The sequence below is a fragment of the Bartonella rattaustraliani AUST/NH4 genome, from assembly GCF_000312565.1.
GTDB lineage: Bacteria > Pseudomonadota > Alphaproteobacteria > Rhizobiales > Rhizobiaceae > Bartonella > Bartonella rattaustraliani.
This window is the reverse complement of the sequence record NZ_CALW02000072.1, coordinates 1-872: the sequence shown is the minus strand read 5'-3', so window position 1 is coordinate 872 and position 872 is coordinate 1. Positions and strand designations below refer to the sequence as shown.

Here is an 872-nt window from a genome sequence, read left to right as displayed (position 1 = left end):
TCTGCAATCACCATTGCATAAAGAACATGTAGGCTTTATGCTTTGAGTGAGTAAAAGGAAGGTGTCAATGTCATCTAAACTTACGCGGAACCAAAGATTGGTTTTGAATACTTTAAAGAATGCAAAAAAACCTTTAAGTGCTTATGCTATTCTTGATAACTTACGCGAAGAAGGATTTCGTGCACCTCTCCAAGTTTATCGTGCATTAGAAAAACTTGTACAATTAAAGTGTATTCACCGTCTTGAAAGTGTCAATGCTTTTATGGCCTGCTTACATCCTGAAAATTGTCAACACGAACTGACAACTTTCACAATTTGTGAAAACTGTGGCAAGGTCAATGAAATACAAAACCAAGCTATTGTCTTCAGCCTTCAAAAAATGGTTCAAGAAGTAGACTTCCAAGCACAAAGAAGTATTTTAGAAGTACGAGGTGTTTGTAAAAAGTGTGCAAAAAAGTAATATATTTATACTTGCAAGTTGATATATTTAGTGTTATGCGTTGCCCCTTAGAATATTGCTTGAAAAGCTCCTAGCGCGCTTAAATATATATCGCTCTCTGCTCTCTACTGCTAAAAGTGCACTTGTTTTGCTCATTAAACACAGAATTGAAAGTGTAAAATCATGTCCACAACTGAGACAATTGTTTCAACAAAAAAATACTTCAATAAAAAAAGAATGATCAACATTCTTCTTATTATCCTCGCCCTTTGTGTCATTTTATTTAGCTATAGGTGGTTAACATATTGGCGTTATATGATTTCTACTGATGATGCCTATGTACAAGGAGATATCGCAGCAATTGCGCCTAAATTAACTGGATATATTGAAAAGGTTCCTGTTAAAGCCAATCAAATTGTAAAAAAAGGTGATG

1 protein-coding gene and 1 pseudogene are annotated in these 872 nt (G+C 34.5%); both read left to right on the top strand.

Annotated elements, in window-relative coordinates:
* Positions 1-67: 67 nt before the first annotated feature.
* Positions 68-460, top strand: coding sequence for a Fur family transcriptional regulator (locus BN67_RS09875; protein ID WP_019223933.1), 393 nt, complete (start codon positions 68-70; stop codon positions 458-460).
* Positions 461-622: 162 nt separating this feature from the next.
* A pseudogene (locus BN67_RS12150) lies at positions 623-872 on the top strand (biotin/lipoyl-binding protein); the annotation flags it as partial.